General features: G+C 50.0%; 4 protein-coding genes. 1 reads left to right on the forward strand and 3 read right to left on the reverse strand.

All coding sequences use genetic code 11. From position 1 onward, the window contains the following. Positions 1–172: 172 nt before the first annotated feature. Positions 173–1,054, forward strand: a complete 882-nt coding sequence (locus HWQ67_RS12305; protein WP_218252986.1) for an Rpn family recombination-promoting nuclease/putative transposase — start codon at positions 173–175, stop codon at positions 1,052–1,054. An 85-nt stretch (positions 1,055–1,139) separates the two neighbouring features. Here the strand turns inward: HWQ67_RS12305 and HWQ67_RS12310 are convergent, their stop codons facing one another. The 3 genes from HWQ67_RS12310 to rpsO form a co-directional block, all read right to left on the reverse strand. Further along, the gene (locus HWQ67_RS12310) at positions 1,140–2,396 is read right to left on the reverse strand and encodes a M16 family metallopeptidase (protein ID WP_218252987.1); all 1,257 of its coding nucleotides are present in this window, start codon (positions 2,394–2,396) and stop codon (positions 1,140–1,142) included. A gap of 185 nt (positions 2,397–2,581) precedes the next feature. Further along, positions 2,582–4,693 (reverse strand): polyribonucleotide nucleotidyltransferase, encoded by a 2,112-nt coding sequence (gene pnp / locus HWQ67_RS12315; RefSeq protein ID WP_255317257.1) that lies wholly within the window; start codon positions 4,691–4,693, stop codon positions 2,582–2,584. A gap of 9 nt (positions 4,694–4,702) precedes the next feature. Then, on the reverse strand, positions 4,703–4,972 hold the full coding sequence (gene rpsO, locus HWQ67_RS12320) for a 30S ribosomal protein S15 (RefSeq protein ID WP_218252988.1): 270 nt from the start codon (positions 4,970–4,972) through the stop codon (positions 4,703–4,705). Between the last annotated feature and the right edge of the window lie 257 nt (positions 4,973–5,229).

A 5,229-nucleotide genomic window follows, 5' to 3' on the forward strand; every position in this document is an offset into this window, starting at 1 on the left:
TTGATGAACCGTCAAATACGCCTAAACCTAAGAAATTAACACTAAAAGACTTGGAGGTACTGGAGGTATCATGCTTAACTTAACACCTATGGGGTGAGGCACCCCTGCCATAAACCGCCCCTTTTTTTTCTTTTGATTTTTCATTTTTGCGCCCGTGCGGTATAATATAACTATGGATACACCAAGAGGGTCAGAGGGTTACGACAAGGTCATCAAGGAGTTGATCGAGGATATAGAGCGACCCCTTATAGAGAAGGTCCTGGGGATTAAGGCCGATAAGATCACTAAATTGAACGTCCTGACGCAACTAACGGATGAACGGGAGGCTGATTTCCTGTACAAGGTACAAAGGGGTAAAAAGAAGCCTTTTATCATACACGCAGAGGCTCAAAGTACCAATGATCCCAATATGCTTAAGAGGATGATGCGATACTTTGTCCATATCTATACGCTGCACGAGTTGGCGATAAAGCAGTACGTTATCTTCATTGGCAAGGGTGCGATGCGGATGAAGAATGCGTTAAAGACGCCTGATGTCAGTTACAGGTACGAGTTAATAGACATTAGAAAAGTAGCGTGTGAGCCATTTCTCTACTCCGGGGTGCCTAAGGAGATAGTGCTTGCTACGTTGTGTAACATGGGCAGGCGTGACAAGAGGTCGTTTGCAAGGGAGCTATTAACAGAATTAACAAAGAGTGTGTCCGGGGGGTTAGACTTGTCTAAATATATAAGACACATAGAGATATTTTCACGACAGAAGGACATGCAAAAAATCGTAATAGAGGAGGTGGAAAAGATGCCAATAGTATACGATCTGGAGACAGATATAAGGTTTATGCAAGGTAAGGAAAGTGGCCGTGTAGAGGGCCGTGTAGAGGGCCGTGTAGAAGGTATGCAAAAGATGATAGAAACTTTACTGCGGACAAGATTTGGCGAACAAAGCTTATCCCTTATGGATAAAGTTAGACGGTGTGAAGATGAGTCAAGGCTTTATGCAATAGCAGAGGCGTTGATGAAGGCCGATGACATCGGGTTGATTGAGAGTGTGCTTTAGTAACAGGTGCGACTTTCAACCAGGGGGTTGCCCCCCTGCTGTGGCAAGAGGCTGAACTGTCCCATTTTTTTGGATTGCACACCAATCAAACGCCCTGTAATCCGACCAGAGCCTTCTTGCTGGCCGGACCGAGGACGGTGATGGCCTTCTTGCCTGAGCCAAGGAATGTATCAATTATCTCCCGGACGTCTTTGAGCGTAATGGCCTCTATGCCTCGAATGATTTCATCGGGACTGTAGTATTTTTGATAGTATATCTCCTGACGCGCAATGTTGTGCATCCGTGCCGAAGAGGACTCCAGGTGCAGCAGGGTATTGCCCTTGAGCTGGTTCTTGGCACGCGCAAGCTCCGCCTCGGTGATGGTGTCTTTCAATGCAGCCATCTCCCTTAACACAACTTCTATGACCTCGACGTACTTCTTCCTGCTTGAGGCAGCGTACACACCAAAGACACCCGTGTCGTGATAGGAGGACAGATACGAATATATGCTATAGACCAACCCCCTGTTCTCCCTGATCTCCTGAAACAGCCGGGAACTGATGCCAGAGCCAAATATCGTGTTCAACAGAAGAAAAGGATAGCGTTGCACGCAATCCTGCTTGATGCCCTCGGTGCCAATGCTTATATGTACCTCCGTGTGGTCTTTTTCGTGGACGTTTAGGCCGTGCGTAAACGACGGTCTCTGCAACGGCTCACCGGATGCGTACCCCTTGGACTGGAGTTGACCGATGGTGCCGTTAAACAGGTCGTACATCTGGGCAAAGTCTATGTTGCCGCTGCAGGAGATGATTATATTGCCCGTGCCGTAGTGGTTGTCGATGTACCTGAGCAGATCGTCGCGCTTAAAGGACGTGACGTTTTCAACGCTACCCAGGATGGGCAGGCCAAGTGCGTTCAATCCCCAGATGTCCTCGTAGAAGAGGTCGTGGATGTAGTCCTCGGGGGTGTCCTCGAGCATGTTTATCTCTTCGGTGATGATCTCGCGCTCCTTGGCTATGTCATTGTCGTTTAACAGGGAATTCAGAAATATGTCCGACAGTATCTCCACGCCTTCTGTGATGTTGTCACGGAGGAGCTTAACGTAGAACGTGGTGCTCTCTTGTGAGGTAAAGGCGTTGATGTCTCCGCCCAGCGAGTCGATCTCTATGGCGATGTCCTTTTGGGTGCGGGTCTTGGTGCCCTTGAAAAACATGTGTTCGATAAAGTGCGATATCCCGCTGTTGTCAGGCGACTCATACCGTCCACCAACCTTGACCCATATGCCGGCAGCCACCGACCTCACCCCCGCTATCTGCTCCATGACCAACGGGATGCCGTTTTGAAGATACTCCTTCCTGTACATTTCCACTCCTTATAAATTATACGCTATCTCTAAATATTATAGTCCGCAATTAATAGTCTGTCTGTGGGGTCAAACAAAAAGGGATAATTTGCTTATCCCCTTGTTATTATTCGTGCAGCGTCAGAGCGCATCGTCCATTGCCGTCCAACCACCGCCTCTGTGTCCACCGCCTGACGCTTTTGTGCTTAACTGGTCTTTTGAGAGTCCTTTAAGGCCTCTTTTCTGCTTAACTTGATCTTTCCGCTCCTGTCTATGTCTATGACCTTGACCATGACCTCGTCGCCCTCGTTTAGCTCATCAGTGACCTTGTTGACGCGCTTGTCGGATATCTGCGATATATGCAGCAGGCCATCCGTACCCGGGAGTATTTCGACAAAGGCACCAAAGTCCATGATCTTCTTCACCTTACCCGTGTATATGCGGTCCAGCTCCGGTTCGGCCACAATGCCCTCGATTATCCCCTTTGCCCGGTTGAGCGATGGCCCGTCATTTGAGGCAATGGTCACCAGACCTTCGTCGTTAATGTCTATCTTAACGCCGGTCTCCTCGATGATGCCCTTGATGATCTTGCCGCCGGTACCGATGACGTCCTTGATCTTCTCCGCCTTGATCTTCATCTGGAATATCCTTGGCGCATTTGGAGACAGGGCAGCACGTGGGGTCTCTATCGTTTGGGTGATCTTACCCAGGATGTGCAACCTGCCCTCTTTGGCCCTCTGCAGGGCGTCAACAAGGACGCTTGTGCCGACCCCTCTGATCTTGACGTCCATCTGGAAGGCCGTTATCCCCGTAGCCGTACCCGATACCTTGAAGTCCATATCTCCGAGGTGGTCTTCCAGACCCAGGATGTCTGTCAACACCACAATCCTGTCGCCTTCCTTGATAAGGCCCATCGCTATGCCGGCAACCGGAGCCTTTATCGGTACCCCGCCATCCATCAGAGCCAGCGTTGCCCCGCACACCGATGCCATCGATGACGAGCCGTTGGACTCAAGGATGTCCGACACCACCCTGATTGTGTAGGGGAAGTCATCCGGGGAGGGTACCACGGGCTTGATCGAACGTTCGGCCAGGGCGCCGTGACCTATCTCCCTCCTGCCGGGAGATTTTAGCGGCTTGACCTCTCCAACGCTAAAGGGCGGGAAGTTGTAGTGCAGCATAAAGGTCTTGTATCTGTCACCTTCCAGGGAGTCTATCTTCTGTTCATCCGACGACGTGCCAAGCGTCACCGCCACGAGCGCCTGCGTCTCACCCCTTATAAACAGGGCAGAGCCATGCGCCCGTGGCAACAACCCCACGATGCAGTGGATATCCCTGATCTCGTCGGGACGACGGCCATCCGCACGGACGTTTTCATTGAGGATCAGGTTTCTGATAAGCTCCTTCTCCAGCTCCTCAAAGTATTTTGAAATTGCCTTGACCTTCTTGTCGTCATCATCGGACAAGGCCTTGATTGCGTCATCCAAGATGGCGTCAAGCACCTTTTGTCTCTTGAGTTTGCCGGGGATACTGACGGCCTCTTTCATCCGTTGCATGACGAACTGCCTGACGGATTCAGCCAGTGCCTCATCGGTTTGAATTGGGGCTACCTCACGTTTTGGTTTGCCAACGAGCCTTCTGAGTTCGTTCTGTGTTTCGACTATCCGTTTGATCTCCTGATGAGCACGGTCTATGGCCGCCAGCATAACTTCCTCGGAGACCTCTATGGCTCCGCCCTCAACCATGATGACCGCATCGTCCGTACCTGCCACCACCAGAACCATGTCCAGTTTGGGGTCGTCCATCTGTTCAAGGTCGGGGTTTATGACCAGCTCGCCGTCTATTCTGCCAATCCTCACGGCCGCCACCGGCCCGTCAAAGGGGATGTCCGATATCGTCAACGCCGCCGACATTGCTGTGATACCCATCACGTCGGATATGTTCTCTTCACCGTAGGAGAGTACCGAAACAACACCCTGAGTCTCCGAATGAAAGCCATCTGGAAACAGCGGCCTGACCGGTCTGTCTATCAGACGGGAGGTGAGTATCTCTTTTTCGGATGGCCTGCCCTCTCTCTTGAGGAATCCACCGGGAATCTTACCTGCGGCATATGCCTTTTCCTGGTAATCGACGGTCAGCGGGAAGAAGTCCTTGCCTTCCATTACCCGCTTATCGGACACCGCCGTTGCCAACACGACCGTATCGCCATATGTGGCAACGATGGCCCCATCGGATTGTTTTGCCATGAGGCCCGTTTCCAGAATCAGTTGTTTATCGTTAACCGTAAGCTCTACTCTTGTTACCTCTGTTGAAATCAATCTAAACCTCTACTTTCTGATGCCCAACCGCTCAATCACCAGCTTGTAACGTCCATTGTCTGTGATCTTTAGGTATTCAAGAAGCTTTCTCCTTCTTGCAACGACCTTCAAAAGACCTCTCCGAGAGTGGTGGTCTTTCTTATGAACCTTGAAATGATCCGACAAATAACCTATCCTATCACTCAAAAGCGCAATCTGCACCTCTGGAGAACCCGTATCTCTCTCATGAATCCTATAACCCACAATCAATTTATTTTTAGTCTCTTTCGTTTGAGACACTATATCACCCCTTCCTTTCTTTTATTTAGGTGTAAACTACCACCCATCTAACATTAACATATAGAATATAAAAGTGTAAAGAGTAAAAAGTAAAGGCAAGTCTGTCGGATAAGAAAATTTTATGGTAATAGTTCAGCTATACAATTGAAATGTTGTGTATAATCAACTCAATGTCAACAAGGTAAGAAGGGGTCAAGGGGGCTGGCCCCCTTGCAGGGGGTTCTGAAGGGGGGCGGAGCCGCCCCTTTCTTTCCTTC

This window comes from Candidatus Magnetobacterium casense, assembly GCF_019173545.1.
In the GTDB taxonomy this organism is placed as follows: domain Bacteria; phylum Nitrospirota; class Thermodesulfovibrionia; order Thermodesulfovibrionales; family Magnetobacteriaceae; genus Magnetobacterium; species Magnetobacterium cryptolimnobacter.

Excerpts from the sequence above, each read along its gene's own strand:
- HWQ67_RS12305 (WP_218252986.1), top strand. The coding sequence starts at position 173 with ATGGATACACCAAGAGGGTCAGAGGGTTACGACAAGGTCATCAAGGAG.
- HWQ67_RS12310 (WP_218252987.1), bottom strand. The coding sequence starts at position 2,396 with ATGTACAGGAAGGAGTATCTTCAAAACGGCATCCCGTTGGTCATGGAG.